This is a genomic window from Mesorhizobium neociceri (genome assembly GCF_013520985.1).
Lineage (GTDB): Bacteria > Pseudomonadota > Alphaproteobacteria > Rhizobiales > Rhizobiaceae > Mesorhizobium > Mesorhizobium neociceri.
On sequence record NZ_JACDTY010000068.1, the window covers coordinates 1 to 433 of the forward strand.

Here is a 433-nt window from a genome sequence, read left to right on the forward strand (position 1 = left end):
CGCCAAGGGCAAGACCACCGAAGACGACATCATCAACTGGGCGCGCGACAACATGGCGGCCTACAAGTACCCGCGCGTGGTCGAGTTTGTGGATGCGCTGCCCAAGTCCGGCACGGGCAAGGTGATGTGGCGCACGCTGCAGGAGCAGGAAAACGCAAGGAATGAGGCGGCCGAGAAACCGGCCGCCGCGTAAGGAGCGCGTCAAGAGAAAGGGCCCGAGTGGCCCCTTTTTCAATGTCCGCGCGCCTTGAAGAGCAGCGCGCCGATGCCGTGGAAACCACGCTGACGCGCATGCCGCATCGGCGTGACGCCACCGCGGTCGGCCAGGTTCGGGTCCGCTCCGCCGTCGAGCAGAACTTGTACGGTCTTCTCGTATTTGTCGCTGCCATCGCCCAGCGCCACGGCTTCGATCAGCGCGGTCAGGCCCAGGTTG

General features: G+C 65.1%; 1 protein-coding gene and 1 pseudogene. One reads left to right on the plus strand and one right to left on the minus strand.

The window, feature by feature from the left end:
* Positions 1–193: AMP-binding enzyme (locus tag H0241_RS35345; protein WP_407941799.1), on the plus strand; the 193-nt coding region annotated here is incomplete at its 5' end.
* A 38-nt stretch (positions 194–231) separates the two neighbouring features.
* Here H0241_RS35345 and H0241_RS35350 read toward each other — a convergent pair.
* Positions 232–433, minus strand: a pseudogene (locus H0241_RS35350) (ankyrin repeat domain-containing protein); the annotation flags it as partial.